15 protein-coding genes are annotated in these 17,139 nt (G+C 69.8%); 2 read left to right on the top strand and 13 right to left on the bottom strand.

The features are described from left to right. Positions 1-21: 21 nt before the first annotated feature. Positions 22-999: an NAD(P)H-quinone oxidoreductase gene (locus AC32QD_RS14465; protein WP_492011213.1), complete on the top strand. Its 978-nt coding sequence runs from the start codon at positions 22-24 to the stop codon at positions 997-999. An 84-nt stretch (positions 1,000-1,083) separates the two neighbouring features. Here the strand turns inward: AC32QD_RS14465 and AC32QD_RS14460 are convergent, their stop codons facing one another. The 9 genes from AC32QD_RS14460 to AC32QD_RS14420 all read right to left on the bottom strand — a co-directional run bounded on the left by AC32QD_RS14460 (position 1,084) and on the right by AC32QD_RS14420 (position 12,026). Further along, entirely contained in the window at positions 1,084-2,604 is a 1,521-nt protein-coding gene (locus AC32QD_RS14460; RefSeq protein ID WP_492011212.1) for a tripartite tricarboxylate transporter permease, read from the bottom strand. Positions 2,605-2,654: 50 nt separating this feature from the next. Continuing rightward, positions 2,655-3,158: a tripartite tricarboxylate transporter TctB family protein gene (locus tag AC32QD_RS14455; RefSeq protein ID WP_492011211.1), complete on the bottom strand. Its 504-nt coding sequence runs from the start codon at positions 3,156-3,158 to the stop codon at positions 2,655-2,657. A 159-nt stretch (positions 3,159-3,317) separates the two neighbouring features. Next, the gene (locus tag AC32QD_RS14450) at positions 3,318-4,313 is read right to left on the bottom strand and encodes a Bug family tripartite tricarboxylate transporter substrate binding protein (protein WP_492011210.1); all 996 of its coding nucleotides are present in this window, start codon (positions 4,311-4,313) and stop codon (positions 3,318-3,320) included. Positions 4,314-4,536: 223 nt separating this feature from the next. Continuing rightward, entirely contained in the window at positions 4,537-5,403 is an 867-nt protein-coding gene (locus AC32QD_RS14445; RefSeq protein WP_492011209.1) for a universal stress protein, read from the bottom strand. Positions 5,404-5,414: 11 nt separating this feature from the next. After that, the gene (locus AC32QD_RS14440; protein WP_492011208.1) at positions 5,415-7,088 is read right to left on the bottom strand and encodes a formate--tetrahydrofolate ligase; all 1,674 of its coding nucleotides are present in this window, start codon (positions 7,086-7,088) and stop codon (positions 5,415-5,417) included. 31 nt (positions 7,089-7,119) lie between these two features. Beyond that, complete coding sequence (locus tag AC32QD_RS14435) at positions 7,120-8,037, bottom strand: methionyl-tRNA formyltransferase (protein ID WP_492011207.1); 918 nt, start codon at positions 8,035-8,037, stop codon at positions 7,120-7,122. 147 nt (positions 8,038-8,184) lie between these two features. Continuing rightward, complete coding sequence (gene frc, locus AC32QD_RS14430; protein WP_492011206.1) at positions 8,185-9,465, bottom strand: formyl-CoA transferase; 1,281 nt, start codon at positions 9,463-9,465, stop codon at positions 8,185-8,187. Between the two features lie 45 nt (positions 9,466-9,510). Beyond that, positions 9,511-11,280: an oxalyl-CoA decarboxylase gene (oxc, locus tag AC32QD_RS14425; protein ID WP_492011205.1), complete on the bottom strand. Its 1,770-nt coding sequence runs from the start codon at positions 11,278-11,280 to the stop codon at positions 9,511-9,513. A 35-nt stretch (positions 11,281-11,315) separates the two neighbouring features. After that, on the bottom strand, positions 11,316-12,026 hold the full coding sequence (locus tag AC32QD_RS14420; protein ID WP_492011204.1) for a GntR family transcriptional regulator: 711 nt from the start codon (positions 12,024-12,026) through the stop codon (positions 11,316-11,318). Between the two features lie 246 nt (positions 12,027-12,272). Between AC32QD_RS14420 and mutS the strand changes: the two genes are divergently transcribed. Next, a complete protein-coding gene (gene mutS / locus AC32QD_RS14415; protein WP_492011225.1) occupies positions 12,273-14,927 on the top strand; it encodes a DNA mismatch repair protein MutS in 2,655 nt (884 codons plus the stop codon). 3 nt (positions 14,928-14,930) lie between these two features. Here mutS and AC32QD_RS14410 read toward each other — a convergent pair whose 3' ends face one another. From AC32QD_RS14410 to AC32QD_RS14395, 4 genes are all read right to left on the bottom strand, one after another. Further along, positions 14,931-15,317 carry a YbaN family protein gene (locus AC32QD_RS14410; RefSeq protein WP_492011203.1) on the bottom strand — a complete coding sequence of 129 codons (387 nt, stop codon included), beginning with the start codon at positions 15,315-15,317 and terminating at the stop codon, positions 14,931-14,933. Then, the gene (gene hemW / locus AC32QD_RS14405; protein WP_492011202.1) at positions 15,314-16,471 is read right to left on the bottom strand and encodes a radical SAM family heme chaperone HemW; all 1,158 of its coding nucleotides are present in this window, start codon (positions 16,469-16,471) and stop codon (positions 15,314-15,316) included. The genes AC32QD_RS14410 and hemW overlap by 4 nt, the downstream gene beginning before the upstream one ends. Then, the gene (locus AC32QD_RS14400; protein WP_492011201.1) at positions 16,468-16,635 is read right to left on the bottom strand and encodes a hypothetical protein; all 168 of its coding nucleotides are present in this window, start codon (positions 16,633-16,635) and stop codon (positions 16,468-16,470) included. The genes hemW and AC32QD_RS14400 overlap by 4 nt, the downstream gene beginning before the upstream one ends. A 4-nt stretch (positions 16,636-16,639) precedes the next feature. Then, positions 16,640-17,139 (bottom strand): non-canonical purine NTP pyrophosphatase (locus AC32QD_RS14395; RefSeq protein WP_492011200.1); only part of this gene is annotated, 500 nt, incomplete at its 5' end.

The raw sequence follows: 17,139 nt of genomic DNA, 5'->3' as shown, positions 1-17,139 counted from the left end.
TCAACGGAAGGAGCGTCGCGCATGCCCGAGATGACCGTGATCGAGATCACCGAGCCCGGCGGCCCCGAGGTGCTGGCCCCCGCGCGGCGCGAGGTGCCTCAGCCCGGCCCCGGCCAGGTGCTGATCCGCGTCGCCGCCGCGGGCGTGAACGGCCCCGACGTCATGCAGCGCCAGGGCCGCTACGCGCCGCCGCCCGACGCCTCGGACCTGCCCGGGCTCGAGGTCTCGGGCGAGATCGCGGCGCTCGGCGCAGGCGTCACGCGCTGGCGCGCGGGCGGCCGGGTCTGCGCGCTCACCAAGGGCGGCGGCTATGCCGAATACGTCGCGGTCGAGGCCGGCCACGTGCTGCCGGTGCCCGAGGGCGCCAAGACGATCGACGCCGGGGGCCTGTGCGAGACCTATTTCACGGTCTGGAGCAACTTCTTCTTCCGCCACGAGGTGCCCCCGGGCGCGCTGTTCCTGGTGCATGGCGGCGCGGGCGGGATCGGCTCGACCGCGGTGCAGATCGGCGCCGCGCTGGGGCTGCGCGTGTTCACCACCGCGGGCTCGGGCGAGGCGCTCGCGTTTTGCGAAAGCCTGGGCGCCGAACGGGCGATCAACTATCGCGAGGAGGATTTCGTCGGCATCGTGCGCGAGGCCGGCGGCGCCAGCCTGATCCTCGACTTCATGGGCGGCGACTACGTGGCGCGCAATATCAAGGCCGCCGCGCCGGACTGCAGGATCGTGCAGCTCGCCTTCCGCAAGGGCTCGAAGGTCGAGGTCGACCTGATGCCGGTCATGCTGAAGCGGCTGGTGATCACCGGCTCGACCCTGCGCCCGCGCCCCGACGCCTTCAAGGCCGCCGTCGCGGCGGATCTCGAAGAGCGCCTCTGGCCGCTGTTCGCCGCGGGCAAGCTGCGCACGGTGACCCATACCGTGCTGCCGCTGGCCCAGGCGGCCAAAGCGCATGCGCTGATGGAGGCCGGCGGGCTCAGGGGCAAGATTCTGCTGACGCCCTGAGCGGGCCGGCGGCGCCGGTCGGCCCGAAATATTTTGGGCCCGCGCCGGAGCGCGGGCCCGTCCCTCGTTCGTTGCGCCGTTCGCTCAGACCGCGTTGCGCATCTTGCCGATCATCCTCATCGCGCGCTGGATCAGCGGGTAGCACATCAGCAGGATGGCGATGCCCATGATCGGGCCGGACAGCGGCCGGGTGAAGAAGATCGTCACATCGCCCTGCGAGCCGAGCACCGTCTGGCGGAACGACTCCTCGGCCAGCGGGCCCAGCACGATGGCCAGCACCGCGGGCGCCACGGGGTAGTTCAGCTTGCGCAGGAGATAGCCGCACACGCCGAAGATCAGCATCAGCCAGACATCGTGCATGGTCTGGGTGGGCGCAAAGCCGCCGACCACGGACAGCGTGAAAATGATCGGCGCCAGGATGGTGAAGGGCATCGCCAGGATTCGCACCAGAACCGGGATGAAGCACAGGTCGATGATCAGCGTGAAGACGTTCGAGATATAGAGCGAGCCGATCAGGTCCCACACGAAGTCGCCGTGCTCCTTGAACAGCAGCGGCCCGGGCCGCAAGCCCCAGATGATCATGCCGCCCAAGAGCACTGCCGTGGTCGGTGAGCCGGGGATGCCGAGCGTGATCATCGGCAGCATCGAGCCGGTCGAGGCCGCGTTGTTCGCGCTCTCGGGTGCGAGGACCCCGACCACGTTGCCCTTGCCGAAGCTCTCGGGATCCTTGGAGAAGGTCTTCGCCAGGCCGTAGGACATCAGCGAGGCCGGCGTCGCCCCGGCCGCCGGCAGCATGCCGACGAAGTAGCCGAGCACAGACCCGAGAATCAGCACCCGCGGCTGGCGCAACACTATCTTGATGTTCTTGGCGAAGCTCTTCATCGTCAGCTTCACCTTGTGCAGCTCCACCTTGCCCTGGCTATGCTCAAGCGTCCAGAGCATCTCGCCGATGCCGTAGACGCCGATCGCGAGCACCAGGAAGCTGATGCCGTGCAGGAAGCCGGGCAGGCCGAAAAAGATCAGCCGCGGGCGCCCCGAGATGATGTCGAGCCCGACCGAGGCGAGGATCAGGCCGATCACGATCGAGAAGATCGTCTTGGGGATGTCGTCGCCGCCGAGCCCGATGAAGGTGGCGAAGGCCAGGATCATCAGGGCGAATTCCTCGGGCGGGCCGAACTTCAGTGCGAAGTCCGCGAGCGGCGGCGCGAACAGCGTGAACAGGATGACGGAGATCGTGCCGCCGACGAAGGACGCGAGCGCCGCGCCGATCAGCGCCTGGTCGCCCTTGCCCTGCTGCGCCATCGGTCTTCCGTCGAAGACCGTGGCGACCGCTGTCGATGCGCCTGGCACCCCGAGCGTGATCGAGGAGATCGAGCCCCCGTACATGGCGCCGTAATAGATCGCCGCGAGGAAGATCACGGCCGCGTTGGGCGGCACCAGGAAGGTGATCGGCAGCAGCACCGCCACGCCGTTCACCGAGCCGAGCCCCGGCAGCATGCCGATGATCAGGCCGAGGGTGCAGCCCAGGATGATCATCGCCAGGTTGATCGGAACGAAGGCGTCCGCGATCCCGGCGCCCAGCGGTATCAGGATGTTATCGAGCATGTCGCGAGTCCTGTCCGGCGCGCACTCTCGCGGCGCGCGTGGGTGGGAGGTCAGTACATGAGCGCGTAGAGCGGATAGAAGAGCGGCTCGGAGATGCCCTTCGGCAGCGAGATCGTCAGCGCATACTCGAACAGGGCGAAGATGAAGATCGGCGTGCCGAACATCATTGCGATGGTGACGGTCCAGCCGTGGCCGCCGACCACCTTCAGATAGAACAGCAGGAACAGCATCAGGGCGAAGTAGATGCCGATGATCTGGGTGGCGCCGAGCAGGAAGATCAGCGAGCCGATGGTGACGGCGACGATGTAGATCGCCTGGGGATCGATGAACGGCTCGGTGTTGCGCGACTCAGGGGTGATCCTGAGCAGCCCGCGCACCAGCGTGGCGCACGACGTCAGCAAAAGGACGGCGGAGAGCCAGAACGGCCAGGCGCCGGAGCCAGGGCCGGTGCCCGGAACCCACCAGATGCTGTTCTCGGCGCTCTTGTACATCAGGGCGATCGACATCAGGATCGTCACGACCCCCGTGGTCAGCTCTGCAGCACGAACAGTCATGTTCGTCACCTCGCGTTAAACTCTGCCTCGGCCTCGGAGTTGGGATGCGCCGCGCTCGCACGTCGTCATCCGCCGGGGGGCATGCCGCGCCGCGGCCCGCGCGCGCCCCGGGGCTTGGCCGGGGGCTGAGCGCCCCCGGGCCCGGTTCACGGTCGGTTCTTACTGGCCGACGATCGCCTTCGCGCCGACCTTTTCGATCAGCGCCTTGTGGCGCTCGAGCTGCTGCTTGTGGAACTCGCCGAGCTTCGCGCCCTGGTACTGAGCGACGTCCTTGTCACAGAACAGCCCCTCGGTCTTGCAGAAGTGCTGCCACTCCTTCGACTGGAACACCTTGTCGAAGAGCTTGATGTAGTACTTCTGCGCGGCCGGAGACATCCCCGGAGGGCCATTGATCGAGCGCTGCATGAAGTAGACGATGTCGTGGCCCAGCTCCTTGGCCGTCGGCACCTTGGGGAACAGCTTCATGCGCTTGTTGGTGAACTGGACGATCGGCTTGGACTTGCCGGCGCGCCAGAACTCGATCTGCTCGGACGGGTTGTTGACGGTGGAGTCGATATGCCCGCCGACCAGGTTCTTGGCCACGGTGCCACCGCCCGGGAAGGGCACATAGGTCATGTTGAGGCCGAACTCGGACTCGATCATGGCCGTGAGGATCGAGTCCTCCTGGCCCTTGCCGGTGCCGCCCATCTTCCAGGCCTTGCCCTTCTCCTTCACCGTCTTGACGAACTCGTCGAGCGTGTTGATCGGAGAGTCGGCCTGCACCCAGAGCAGGAAGGTGTCCATCGCCATCAGCTTGATCGGCGTGAACTTGGTGATGTCGATGTGCAGGTCCGGCTGGATCAGCGGCGTGGTGTAGAAGCTGTTCAGCGTCACCAGCAGCTTGTGGTTGTCGCCGGCGTTCTGCTGGATGTAGAGATATCCCTCGCCGCCCGAGCCGCCCGGCTTGTTGATCGGGATGATCGGCATCGGCGAGAAATGGTTCTTCTGAACAATGCCCTGGATCAGCCGGGCGATCTGGTCGGCGCCGCCGCCGGTGCCGGCCGGGATGATCAGCTCGATCGGCTTCTTCGGCGTCCAGGCCTGGGCCGTCGAGGCGGCTCCAGTCGCCAGCGCCACGCTGGCGAGCCCGAGGACCGCGTGTTTGAGAAGTCTCATTTAGCTCCTCCCCTTTCCTCTCTGTGCTTCTTCCGTGGACCCCCGCCTAAGCGGAGATCCGGCTCGCGGCTTGACGCCGCCTGCTCACGGCTCGGGCGGTTGCGCGCCGCCTCTCTGAGAGCCCTCCTTGCGCCGGTATGTGGTATACCAGATACGGCGAGTTTATACGACGAGAACCGGAAAGCAATGCATTTTCCTGATTTCCAGGTCCCCGCCGTCTGGATCAGTGCACCATCACAACCGGGATGGTGCAGCGGTCGATGACATGCTGCGTGGCGCCTCCGAACACCGCCTCGAGCTCGCGGCTGCGGCTGTAGGCGCCCATCACCAGAAGGTCGGCGCCGGCCTGCTTGGCCGCGGCCAGGATCGCCCGGCCGGGGTTGTCGCCGCCCTCGATCGGCTGGCGGCGCGCGCTGACGCCGCGGATCTCGAGATAGCCCAGAAGCTCGTCGCCCGAGGCGCCGTGGTCGCCCACGCCGCCGTCGAGGATGACCACCTCGTCGGCCGCCTGGATCAGCGGCAGCGCCAGCGCCACCGCCCGCGCGGCCTCGGTCGAGCCGTTCCAGGCGATGGCGATGCGCTTGCCCAGCACTTCGGGGGCCTTGTCCGCCGGCGGGCAGACCAGCACCGGACGGCCCGTGTTGAACAGGCCGGCGTTGAGCGTATTGAAGCCCAGGCCCCGGTCGCGGTCCGGCTTGGCCACGGCAACGAGGTCGGCGAGGCGGCCGTGGCTCTTGATCACGTCGATCTGCCGGCCGTCCTCCTCCCACCAGCGCGCCGTGGCATGATCGCGCGGGGGCACGGTGCCCTCGGGGACGATCTCCAGCCCGAACCGGTTCATCAGGGCATCGAACAGCTTCCTCAGCGACGCCTCCTCGGCGTCGCCGACCTCCTTGGCATGTCGTGCTATCTGCTCGCGCAGCCCCCTGGTCACCACGACGCCGTAGGGAATCAGGTCGTCGGGCCGCGCACGGCAGTGCACCGCCTCGATATGCGAGTTGTGGCGGCGCGCCACCGCGGCGGCGTGGGCGAGAACGTTCTCGCCCTTGCCGTCGCCGCGCACAGGCACCAGGATCTTGGCGATCGACATGTGCACTCCTCTCAGAATAGGCCCTCGATCTGGCCCTCGTCATTGAGCCGGATCGACTCGGCGGCCGGTTTGCGCGGCAGCCCGGGCATGGTCATGATCTCGCCGCAGATCACCACCACGAAGCCGGCCCCGGCCGAGAGGCGCACCTCGCGCACCGGCAGGCTGTGCCCGGTCGGCGCGCCGCGCCGGTTCGGGTCGGTGGTGAACGAGTACTGGGTCTTGGCCATGCAGACCGGCAGCTTGCCGAAGCCGTCGGCCTCCCACTGCTTGAGCTGGTCGCGGATCTTCTTGTCCGCCAGCACCTCGTCGGCGCGGTAGATGCGCTTGGCCACGGTCTCGATCTTCTCGAACAGGCCCATCTCGTCGGGATAGAGCGGCGCGTACTGCGCAGTGCCGCTCTCCACGATCTGCACGACCTTCTTGGCCAGGTCGGTGATGCCGGCCGAGCCGTTGGCCCAGTGCTTACACAGCACAGCCTCCGAGCCCTGGTCGGCGACATAGGCCTTGACCGCCTCGATCTCGGCGTCGGTGTCCGAGACGAAGTGGTTGATCGCCACCACCGCCGGGACGCCGAACTGCTTCATGTTCTCGATGTGCCGGCCCAGGTTCGCACAGCCCTTCTTGACCGCCTCGACGTTCTCGGCGCCCAGGTCGTCCTTCTTGACGCCGCCGTTCATCTTCATCGCGCGCACGGTGGCGACGATGACCACGGCCTTCGGCTTCAGGCCGGCTTTGCGGCACTTGATGTCCATGAACTTCTCGGCGCCCAGGTCAGCACCGAAGCCGGCCTCGGTCACCACGTAGTCGGCAATCTTCAGCGCGGTGGTGGTGGCCATCACCGAGTTGCAGCCATGGGCGATGTTGGCGAACGGGCCGCCATGGACGAAGGCCGGGCTGTTTTCCAGCGTCTGAACCAGATTGGGCTGGATCGCGTCCTTCAAGAGCACCGCCATGGCGCCGTCGGCCTTGATGTCGCGGCAGGTCACCGCCGACTTGTCGCGGCGATAGGCGACGATGATGTCGCCCAGGCGGCGCTCCAGGTCCTTCAGGTCGCGAGCCAGACACAGGATCGCCATCACCTCGGAAGCCACCGTGATGTCGAAGCCGCTCTCGCGCGCAAAGCCGTTCGAGACGCCGCCCAGCGACACCACGATGTCGCGCAGCGCCCGGTCGTTCATGTCGACCACCCGGCGCCAGGCGACGCGGCGGGTGTCGATATCCAGCTCGTTGCCCCAGTAGATGTGGTTGTCGATCATCGCGCTGAGCAGGTTGTGCGCCGCGCCGATCGCGTGGAAGTCGCCGGTGAAGTGGAGGTTCATGTCCTCCATCGGAACCACCTGCGCATAGCCGCCGCCGGCGGCGCCGCCCTTCATGCCGAAGTTCGGGCCGAGCGAGGCCTCGCGGATGCAGATCGCCGCCTTCTTGCCGAGGGCGTTGAGCCCGTCGCCCAGCCCCACCGTGGTCGTGGTCTTGCCCTCGCCCGCCGGGGTGGGGTTGATCGCGGTGACCAGGATCAGGTTGCCGTCCCGGTTGCCCTTCACCGAGTCGATGAACTCGGCCGAGATCTTGGCCTTGTCGTGGCCGTAGGGCAGCAGGTGCTCGGAAGGTATGTCGAGCTTGGCGCCGACTTCCTGGATCGGCTTCTTGTTGGCCTCGCGGGCGATCTGGATATCCGTCTTGGGCATGGGTTCTTCCCCTTTGAGTGGTTCTCGCGGCTCAGGAGCCGAGCCGGGTCCCCGGCTTGACCCCGGCCTCCTCGGCCCACTGGGCGGCGGCAACCTTGTCGCCGCCCTTGGGCCGGACACGTTTTACGAGGATACGGCCCCCCGCGGCCTGCACGGTTACGCCGTCCCCGGAGACGTCAACGACCTCACCGGCCCTGCCTTCGCCGCCGAGGCGTGCGCTGTCGTAGAGCTGGACCTCCTGGCCGTTCAGCGTCGTCCAGGCGCCGGGCTGCGGGTTGCAGCCGCGGATCAGGTTGTAGACGTCGGCCACCGGCTTGGCCCAGTCGACGCCGGCGTCCTTCTTGCGGCACCAGCTCTCGTAGGTCGCCCTGGATTCGTTCTGGGAGCTGCGCGGCGGGTTGCCCGCGCGGAACAGATCGCACACCTCGAGCACCGACTCCACACCCCTGGGGAAGATCTTCTTGAAGTAGATGTCGCCCAGCGTCTCGTCGGGGCCGATCTCGCACTCCCACTGCATCAGGATGTCGCCCTCGTCGAGCCCGTCATCGGGGTAGAACCAGGTCAGCCCGGTCTTGGTCTCGCCCCAGATGATCGGCCAGTTGATCGAGGACGGGCCGCGGTGCAGCGGCAACAGCGAGGGGTGGAAGCAAATCGAGCCGTGGCTGGGGATCGAGCGCGCCTCATCGGGCACGAAGATGATCATGTAGGCCATGATCATCAGGTCGGCCCCGAGCTCGCGCATCTCGTCCAGCACCGCCTTGTCCTTGTAGTTCGGCGGCTGGAACACGGGGATCTTGTTGTCGAGCGCTGCCTGTTTCAGCGGGTCCACGGGCCGGCCCTCCTTGTCGGGCGCGGTGTAGACGGCGACGACCTCGTCCTTGCCTGCCTCGAGCAGCTTCTCCAGCGCCGCCTTGCCGAAGGCCTGCTGTCCGTTCACGATCAGGCGCATGGGGCGTAGTCCTCCTCATTCCCTGGCCGGGTGGCCCGGCCTTGTGCTCTGTCGCGGCGCGCGGGGTGCGTTGCCCGCCGCCGGCCGGCTCCCCGGATCGGGGAGCGCGGCACCTGTCATCCCGCGCGACCCGGCGGGCCGCGCGCCTCACCCGGCCGTGGCGCGCGCGCTCTTCATCTCGCCCACGGCGCCCGAGCCCGCGATCTCGGCGATCTCCTCGTCCGAATAGCCCAGCACGTCGCGCAGTATCTCCTCGGTATGCTCGCCCAGCAGCGGCGAGCGGGCCACCTCGGCCGGGCTGTCGGAAAGCTTGATCGGCATGCCGACGGTCAGGTACTTGCCGCGGCCCGGATGGTCGACCTCGACCACGGTGCCGGTCTCGCGCAGGCCCTGGTCCTCGGCCAGCTCCTTCATGCTCAGGACCGGTCCGACCGGGATGTTCAGCGGATTGCAGATGTCCATGACCTCGTACTTGTCCTTGGTCTGGGTCCAGTCCTCGATGGCGCCGAACACCTCGTTGAGCCGGGGCAGCCGCGCCTCGGGCGTGGCGTAGTCGGGGTCGGACTTCCACTCGGGCTTGCCGATGACGTCGCAGATCTGCTCCCACACGGCGGCCTGGGTGATGAAGTAGGTGTAGGCGTTGGGGTCGTCCTCCCAGCCCTTGCACTTGAGGATGCGCCCCGGCTGGCCGCCGCCCGAGTCGTTGCCCGCGCGCGGGGTCGCGTCGCCGAACGGCACGCCCTCGCCGAACTGCGAGTACTCCTTGAGCGGGCCGGCCGCCAGGCGCTGCTGGTCCCTGAGCTTGACCCGGCACAGGTTCAGCACGCCGTCCTGCATCGCCGCCAGCACCTTCTGGCCGCGGCCGCTGCGCTCGCGCTGGAACAGCGCCGAGACGATGCCCAGCGCCAGGTGCAGCCCGGTGCCGGAGTCGCCGATCTGCGCGCCCGTGACCAGCGGCAGGTCGTCGCGCCAGCCGGTGGTCGAGGCCGCGCCGCCGGCGCACTGGGCCACGTTCTCGTAGACCTTGCACTCGGCATATCGCCCCGGCCCGAAGCCCTTCACCGAGGCATAGATCATGCGCGGGTTGATTTCCTGGATGCGGTCCCAGCCGAAGCCCATGCGGTCGAGCGCGCCCGGCGCGAAGTTCTCCACCAGCACGTCGCACTCCTCGACCAGCCGGGTCAGCACGCGCTTGCCCGCCTCGCTCTTGGTGTTGAGCTCGATCGAGCGCTTGTTGCCGTTGAGCATGGTGAAATAGAGGCTGTCGGCGCCGGGGACGTCGACCAGCTGCTTGCGCGTGGCGTCGCCGACGCCCGGGCGCTCGACCTTGATCACGTCGGCGCCCATCCAGGCGAGCAGCTGGGTGCAGGTCGGCCCCGACTGCACATGGGTGAAATCCAGGATCTTGATGCCTTCGAGAGCTTTCATCGCGTCCTCTCGCTGTTGTTCAGGATCTGGCCCGGCCGGGCCGACTTACGAATTCGGCAGCACGCTCTTGGGCTTGTTCTTGAGCTGGCTCTGCGGATTGAGGTTGCCGATGCGCCCCGACTCGGTGCCGGCGGCGGGGTCGATCACCGCGTTGACCAGGGTGGGCTTGCCCGAGTCCATGGCCGCGCGCACGGCGCGGGCGAGCTCGTCGGGCGTCGTCGCCTGTACGCCGACGCCGCCGAAGGCCTCCATCATCCTGTCGTAGCGGGAGTCCTTGACGAACACCATCGGCGCGGGGTCGGGCCCGCCGGTCGGGTTCTCGTCGGTGCCGCGATAGATGCCGTTGTTGTTGAACACCACGACGCAGACCGGCAGCCTGTAGCGGCAGATGGTCTCGATCTCCATGCCCGAGAAGCCGAAGGCGCTGTCGCCCGTGACCGCCAGCACCGGCTGGCCGGTCTCGACCGCGGCGGCGACCGAGAAGCCCATGCCGATGCCCATCACGCCCCAGGTGCCCACGTCGAGGCGCTTCCTGGGCTTCATCATGTCGATCACCGAGCGCGCGAAGTCGAGCGTGTTGGCGCCCTCGTTGACCAGGATCGCGTCGGGCCGCTCCCGCACGATCTCCCTGAGCGCCCCCAGCGCGCCGTGGAAGTCCATCGGCACGTTGTTGTTCTTGAGCCTCGGCGCCATCTTGGCGACGTTCGCCTCGACCTTGTCGCGCACCGCGGACGTCCACTCGGCCGGCGGCGCGGGCCAGTCCGCGCCCATGCCCTCGACGAGCGCCCTGGCGCAGGAGCGCACGTCGCCGACCAGCGGCGCGGCGATCTCGACGTTGGAGTCCATCTCCCTGGGGTCGATGTCGATCTGCACGAACTTCTTGCGCGCCGTGCCCCAGGCCTTGCCCTTGCCGTGACTGAGCAGCCAGTTGAGCCGCGCGCCGACCAGCATGACGACGTCCGACTCCTGGAGCACGAGCGAGCGCGCCGCGGCCGCCGACTGCGGGTGATCGTCGGGCAGGAGCCCCTTGGCCATGCTCATCGGCAGGTACGGAATGCCGCTTTTCTCGACCAGGGCGCGGACCTCCTCGTCGGCCTGGGCATAGGCCGCGCCCTTGCCCAGGATGATCAGCGGCCGCTTCGCGCCCCTGAGCACGCCGAGCGCCCGGGCCACCGCCTCGGACGCGGGGCTCTGCGCCGGCGCCGGGTCGATCACCTTGACCAGCGAGGCCAGCCCCGCATCCGCCTCCATGACCTGGGCCAGGAGCTTGCCCGGCAGGTCGAGATAGACCCCGCCCGGCCGGCCCGAGCAGGCGGCCCGGATGGCGCGGGCGACGCCGATGCCGATGTCCTCGGCGTGCAGCACCCTGAAGGCCGCCTTGCACAGCGGCTTGGCGATGGCGAGCTGGTCCATCTCCTCGTAGTCGCCCTGCTGCAGGTCGACGATCTCGCGCTCCGACGAGCCCGAGATCAGGATCATCGGAAAGCAGTTGGTGGTGGCGTTGGCCAGCGCCGTCAGCCCGTTGAGAAAGCCGGGCGCCGAGACGGTCATGCACACGCCGGGCTTTTGCGTCAGGAAGCCGGCGATCGCGGCGGCGTGGCCGGCGTGCTGCTCGTGGCGGAACGAGATCACGCGCATGCCCTCGGCCTGCGCCAGCCGGCACAGGTCCGAGATCGGGATGCCCGGAACCTCGTAGATCGTCTCGATGCCGTTGAGCTTCAATGCGTCGACGACGAGGTGGAACCCGTCGGTCATCTCGGGCTCGTCGACGGCAGGCTCCCTGGCCAGCGTGTCTTCGGGGGTCTGCGCAACCACGTTCGTCCTCTCCCTTGGATTGCAGCGTGTCGGCGTCAGCTCGCGGCCATGTCGGCCGGCGAGGCCAGGAACTTCCAGGTCTGAGCGACATAGTCGTGCAGCCGGAAGGTGTGCTCGCGCACGAGCTGGGCGGCGAGTTCGGGATTGCGCGCCTCGATCGCCTCGATGATGTTCATGTGATCGACCATCGAGCGGTCGGCCCGGCTCTGGTCCTTGGTCGCCTTGCGGCGCACCGCCTTGAGGTGGGTGAACAGGCCCTGGGCGATGCCTTCCAGCATGCCGCACTTGGGCAGCCCCAGCACGCACAGGTGGAACTCGATGTTGGCTTCCGAATACTCGGACAGCTCGGCCTTGGCGCGCTCCTTGTTGAACGGGCGCACCACCTCGCGCAGCCGAGCGATCTCGGCGTCGCTGGCGCGCTCGCACGCCAGCCGCGCCGCCATGCTCTCGAGCGCCGCCCACACCGTGATCATCTCCAGGATCTCGGTCAGGCTCTTGCGCCGGATATAGACGCCGCGGCGGGGCTGGATCTCGACGAAGCCCTCCTGCTCGAGGCGCATGATCGCCTCGCGAATCGGCGTGCGGCTGATGCCGAGCCGCTCGGCCAGCGTCCGCTCGTCCATGCGCAGGTTGGTGTCGGGGTCGTAGATGTCGAGATCCATGATGCTTTTCTTGAGCACTTCGTAGATGTGCTCCTTCAGGCTGAACGAGCCGTCCACCGGCTTCAGGTCCAGGGTCTTTCCCACGGGCTTTCGTCCTCCCATCGGCCACGGCGATGCGCCGCACTCTCCGGCGCCCCGCACCGATGTATCTGGTATACCATGCACCAAGGGATCGGACGGTGCAACCCGGATTATGTGGCATTCCACACCCCAGGCCGTGCGGAAACTTCCGGCCTGCGGAAATTTTCGCGAATCCCGGCGGGCGTGCTATCGAGGCCCCCGGCAGGGGGCTATGCCCATGCGCGGATCGTGCAGCTCAGCGGGCAGGCGATGAACGAGGCGACGGCCGTCACCCCGATGATGGCGCAGTATCTCCAGATCAAGGAGGCGCACCCCGACGCCCTCCTGTTCTACCGCATGGGCGATTTCTACGAGCTGTTCTTCGACGACGCCGCCAGGGCCGCCGAGGCGCTCGACATCGCGCTGACCAAGCGCGGCAAGCACCTGGGCCAGGACATCCCCATGTGCGGCGTGCCGGTGCACGCGGCCGAGAGCTACCTGCTGACCCTGATCCGCAAGGGCTTCCGCGTCGCGGTGTGCGAGCAGACCGAGGACCCGGCCGAGGCGCGCAAGCGCGGCGCCAAGGCCGTGGTGCGCCGCGAGGTGGTGCGGCTGGTCACGCCCGGCACGCTGACCGAGGACACGCTGCTGGAGGCGCGGCGCCACAACTTCCTCGCCGCCTGGACCGAGGTGCGCGGCGCCGGCGCGCTCGCCTGGGTCGACCTGTCCACCGGCGAGCTCGCGGTGGCGCCGGCCGACCGCGCCGGGCTCGGCCCGGCGCTGGCGCGGATCGCGCCGCGCGAGGTGCTGGTCGCCGAGGCCGCCTTCGAGGACGCCGCACTGCGAGGGCAAATCGAGGAGGCCGGCGCCGTGCTCACCCCGCTGGGCCCGGCGAGCTTCGATTCGCAAGGCTCCGAGACCCGGCTGAAGGCCCTCTTCCGCGTCGCCGCGCTCGAGTCCTTCGGCGCCTTCTCGAGGCCCGAGCTCGCCGCGCTGGGCGCGCTCGCCGCCTATATCGAGCTCACGCAGAAGGGCCGGCTGCCGATGCTGCGGCCGCCGCGCCGCGAGCCGCCGGGCGGCGTCATGCGCATCGACGCGGCGACCCGGCGTAACCTCGAGCTCACGCGCGCCTTGTCGGGCGGGCGCGAGGGCGCGCTCCTGCACGCCGTCGACCGCACGCTCACCGGCGCCGGGGCGCGGCTGCTCGAGACGCGGCTCGCCGCGCCGCTGACCGACGTGGCCGCGATCGGCACGCGGCTCGACGCCGTCGCCTGGCTGGTCGAGGAGCGCGCGCTCTCGGAGGCGCTGCGCCAGCGCCTGCGCCGGGTGCCCGACATCGAGCGCGCGCTTTCGCGCCTCGCGCTCGACCGCAGCGGCCCGCGCGACCTGGCCGCGATTCGCGCCGGGCTGGCCGAGGCGGGCGGGATCGCGGCGCTCATCGGCGCGGCCACCGATCCGCCCGCCGATGTCTCGCAGGTGAGCGCGCTCCTCGTCGGCCACGACGCGCTGGCCGCGCTGCTCGACGCCGCGCTGGTCGCCGAGCCGCCGCTGCTCGCCCGCGACGGCGGCTTCGTCGCCGCCGGCCACGACGCCGGGCTCGACCAGGCGCGCAAGCTGCGCGACGAGGGGCGCGGCGTGATCGCGGCCCTGCAGGCGGACTACGTGGCGAAGACCGGGATCGAGTCGCTCAAGATCCGGCACAACAACGTGCTCGGCTATTTCATCGAGACCACGGCGCGCCACGCCGAGCGCATGCTCGCGCCGCCGCTCTCGGCCAGCTTCATCCACCGCCAGACGCTGGCCAATGCCGTGCGCTTCACCACCCTCGAGCTCTCCGAACTCGAGAGCCGCATCGTCAATGCCGGCGCCCGGGCGCTGGAGATCGAGAAGCGCATCTTCGCCGGGCTGCGCGAGGCGGTTCTGGCCCGCCAGGCCGAGGCCGCCGCCACCGCCGGCGCGCTCGCCGCGCTCGACGTCGCCGCCGCCAACGCCGCACTGGCCATCGAGGAGCGCTGGACCAGGCCCGTGATCGAGACCGGCCGCGCCTTCGCGGTCACCGCGGGGCGCCACCCGGTGGTCGAGCGCGCGCTGCGCCGCGAGGGCCAGAGCTTCGTCGCCAACGACTGCGCGCTCTCGGCGGGCGAGAGCGGCCCGGCGCCGATCTGGCTTGTCACGGGGCCGAACATGGCCGGCAAGTCCACCTTCCTGCGCCAGAACGCGCTGATCGCCATCCTCGCCCAGGCCGGCAGCTTCGTGCCCGCCGAAAGCGCGCGAATCGGCGTGGTCGACCGGCTCTTCTCCCGCGTCGGGGCGGCCGACGACCTGGCGCGCGGGCGCTCGACCTTCATGGTCGAGATGGTCGAGACCGCGGCGATCCTGAACCAGGCCGGCCCCGGTGCGCTGGTGATCCTCGACGAGATCGGGCGCGGCACCGCCACCTGGGACGGGCTCTCGATCGCCTGGGCCACCATCGAGCACCTGCACGAGGTCAACCGCTGCCGCGGCCTGTTCGCCACGCACTACCACGAGCTGACCACGCTGGCCGAGCGGCTCGACCAGCTGCACCCGGCCGCGGTCGCGGTGCGCGAGTGGGAGGGCGAGGTGATCTTCCTGCACGAGGTGCGCCCGGGCGCGGCGGACCGCTCCTACGGCGTGCAGGTCGCGCGCCTGGCGGGGCTGCCCGAATCGGTGGTCGCCCGCGCCCGCGAGGTGCTGGACAAGCTCGAATCGGGCGAGCGCGAGGGCGGGCCGGCGAGCCTGGTCGAGGCGCTGCCGCTGTTTCAGGCGCGCGCGCCCCAGGCGCCGCCGCCGGCGACGCCCTCCGAGGTCGAGGCGCGGCTCGCCGACGTGCTGCCCGACCAGCTCAGCCCGCGCCAGGCGCTCGACCTCGTCTACGAGCTAAAGGCGCTCTTGGCGCGCGAGTGAGCCTCACCGCGCCGGCGGCTTGCGCCCGTCCGGCCGGGTCAGGACGAACAGCGCCGCGGCCACCAGTACGGCCGCCAGCACCGAAAGCCCGGGGAGCGGCGTGCCGAGCGCCGCCGCCAGCGCGAAGCTGACCGCCATGCCGCCGACCGCCGCGCGCTTGGCCGGCCGGCTGATCGCGCCGCTCTCGCGCCAGTCGCGAATCAGCGGGCCGAGATGGCGGTGGTTGACCAGCCAGTCGTGAAGTCGGGCCGAGCTCTGCGCGAAGCAGTAGGCGGCGGCGATCAGGAACACCGTGCCGGGCATCAGCGGCAGCACCAGCCCGGCGATGCCGAGCGCGGTGAAGATCAGCCCCGCCACGACCCAGAGCACGCGCTTGGTGGTGGCGATCATGCGATCAGCTCCGCCAGGACGCGGTTGAGCACCAGCCGGCCGGCCCCGGTCGCGGCGAGATGGCCGTTGCGCTCGGCCAGGAGCCCGTCGCCCGTCAAGGCCTCGACGCGCGCGCGCTCCAGCCCTGCCCCGGCGAGGCGGGCATAGCGGCCGGGGTCCGCGCCCTCGGCCAGGCGCATGGCCATCATGAGGTACTCGCTCGCCTGCTCGGCAGGCGTCAGCACCTCCTCCTCGACCAGCGCGTGCCCGCGCGCCGCCACCGCTTGCAGCCAGTCGGCGGGCAGGCGCTCGGTGACGGTCGCGACCCGGCGTCCGTCCTCGCGCGTCAGCCGGCCATGCGCGCCGGGCCCGATGCCGGCATAGTCGCCATAGCGCCAGTAGACCAGGTTGTGCCGGCTCTGCGCCCCCGGCCGCGCATGGTTTGAGACCTCGTAGGCGGGCAGCCCCGCGGCAGCCGTCATGTCCTGCGTCAGCGCGTACATCCGCGCCGCCGTCTCGTCGCCGGGAACCTTCAGCCGGCCCAAGGCGTAGAGATCGCCGAAGCGCGTGCCCGGCTCGATGGTCAGCTGGTAGAGCGAGAGGTGGTCCACCGCCATTGCCAGGGCCCGCGCCAGCTCGGCCTCCCAGGCGGCCGCGGTCTGGCCCATGCGCGCATAGATCAGGTCGAAGCTCACGCGCGGAAAGACGGCGCGGGCGGTCTCGAAGGCGGCCAGCGCCTCGGCCATCGTGTGCATGCGCCCCAGCGCGCGCAGGTCTGCGTCGTCGAGCGCCTGCACGCCGAGCGAGAGGCGGTTGACCCCGGCCGCGGCATAGGCGCGGAACTTGCCCGCCTCGACGCTGGTCGGGTTGGCCTCCAGCGTGACCTCGGCGCCGGGTGCGAGCCCCCACAGCCGGTCGGCCTCATCGATCAGGGCCGCCACGGTGCCCGGCGCCATCAGGCTCGGCGTGCCGCCGCCGAAGAACACCGCGTCGAGCCGCCGCGCCCCGGTCAGGGCGCGCATGTGGCGCATCTCGGCGGCCAGCGCCTGCGCCCAGGCCGCGTGGTCCACCGAGCGCGAGACATGCGAGTTGAAGTCGCAATAGGGGCACTTGGCCAGGCAGAACGGCCAGTGCAGGTAGAGCCCGAAGCCCCCGGCCCGCCAGTCGGCGCTCATCGCTTCCTCCAGAAGGCGCCGCCGACCCAGACGAGGCCGAAGACGCCGCCGACTAGGGCGAACAGGTTCGCGCCCACCACGCCCCAGACCAGCACCACGACGAACACCGGCACCAGCCAGCGCGCATTGCGGCGCGCATAGGCGGCGCGGTCGGGCTTGTCCATGGCCTCAGGTCCTCAGGCAGGCGGCAACCAGCCGGCGGAAGGCGTCGGCCCGGTGGCTGATGGCGTGCTTGGCCGACGGCTCCATCTCGCCAAAGGTAATGTCATGGCCGTCCGGCACAAAGATCGGGTCGTAGCCGAAGCCCTTGTCCCCGCGCGGCGGCCACACGATCCGGCCCGCGCAGCGGCCGAGGAAGGTCTCGTCGTGGCCGTCCGGCCAGGCCAGCGTCAGCGCGCAGAGGAAGGCGGCGCGGCGCGGCTCGGGTGCGGCGGCCGCCTCGAGCCGCTCCCGCACCTTGCGCATGGCGATGCCGAAATCACGGCCCGCCGGCGTCTCGGCCCAGCGCGCCGACAGCACCCCCGGCTCGCCGCCCAGCGCCTCGACCGCGAGCCCGCTGTCGTCGGCCAGCGCCGGCAGGCCCGCCGCCGCGGCCGCCGCGCGCGCCTTCAAGCCCGCGTTGCCTTCAAAGCTCGCCTCCGTCTCCTCGGGCCCGCGCAGGCCCAGGG

This window comes from Thermohalobaculum sp., from assembly GCF_058622915.1.
Note: the sequence above shows the minus strand (reverse complement) of the source record. Positions and strands in the feature narration are given on the sequence as shown.

Coding starts and splice junctions, on each gene's coding strand:
- AC32QD_RS14455 (WP_492011211.1), bottom strand. CDS start 3,158: ATGACTGTTCGTGCTGCAGAGCTGACCACGGGGGTCGTGACGATCCTG.
- frc (WP_492011206.1), bottom strand. CDS start 9,465: ATGAAAGCTCTCGAAGGCATCAAGATCCTGGATTTCACCCATGTGCAG.
- AC32QD_RS14465 (WP_492011213.1), top strand. CDS start 22: ATGCCCGAGATGACCGTGATCGAGATCACCGAGCCCGGCGGCCCCGAG.
- hemW (WP_492011202.1), bottom strand. CDS start 16,471: ATGAGCGCCGACTGGCGGGCCGGGGGCTTCGGGCTCTACCTGCACTGG.
- AC32QD_RS14460 (WP_492011212.1), bottom strand. CDS start 2,604: ATGCTCGATAACATCCTGATACCGCTGGGCGCCGGGATCGCGGACGCC.
- AC32QD_RS14440 (WP_492011208.1), bottom strand. CDS start 7,088: ATGCCCAAGACGGATATCCAGATCGCCCGCGAGGCCAACAAGAAGCCG.
- AC32QD_RS14435 (WP_492011207.1), bottom strand. CDS start 8,037: ATGCGCCTGATCGTGAACGGACAGCAGGCCTTCGGCAAGGCGGCGCTG.
- AC32QD_RS14450 (WP_492011210.1), bottom strand. CDS start 4,313: ATGAGACTTCTCAAACACGCGGTCCTCGGGCTCGCCAGCGTGGCGCTG.
- AC32QD_RS14410 (WP_492011203.1), bottom strand. CDS start 15,317: ATGATCGCCACCACCAAGCGCGTGCTCTGGGTCGTGGCGGGGCTGATC.
- mutS (WP_492011225.1), top strand. CDS start 12,273: ATGAACGAGGCGACGGCCGTCACCCCGATGATGGCGCAGTATCTCCAG.
- AC32QD_RS14445 (WP_492011209.1), bottom strand. CDS start 5,403: ATGTCGATCGCCAAGATCCTGGTGCCTGTGCGCGGCGACGGCAAGGGC.
- AC32QD_RS14400 (WP_492011201.1), bottom strand. CDS start 16,635: ATGGACAAGCCCGACCGCGCCGCCTATGCGCGCCGCAATGCGCGCTGG.